The sequence below is a fragment of the Pseudomonas tehranensis genome (genome assembly GCF_014268615.1).
Lineage (GTDB): Bacteria > Pseudomonadota > Gammaproteobacteria > Pseudomonadales > Pseudomonadaceae > Aquipseudomonas > Aquipseudomonas tehranensis.
In genome coordinates, this window is record NZ_JABWQV010000524.1 from 1 (window position 1) to 239 (window position 239).

At 66.5% G+C, this 239-nt stretch carries 1 protein-coding gene; it reads right to left on the reverse strand.

Annotation, left to right across the window (positions count from 1 at the left end; genetic code table 11):
- The coding region (locus tag HU811_RS27265; protein ID WP_186659246.1) for a DUF6531 domain-containing protein at nt 1-239 on the reverse strand (239 nt) is incomplete at both ends.

Genomic DNA, 239 nt, shown 5'->3' on the forward strand with positions numbered 1-239 from the left:
CGGTTTTCCTGATCGATCCAGATGACCTGCTCGCCCTCAAGCAACAAGCGGTGCGCCAGGGCATGGCTCCAGCCACGGCCCAGGCCCACGTCCAGGTCCACCGCGCTGGTGCGGTACAAGCGGGTGAAGACAAACGGCAAGCAGCCATCGAGGGTGCCGTCGTCCAGGGTCAGCAGTTCCTCGCCGGTGACCATCGACACCGGGCAGCCGCTGGTTTGGGTCAGGGCTGCGGTGTCGGC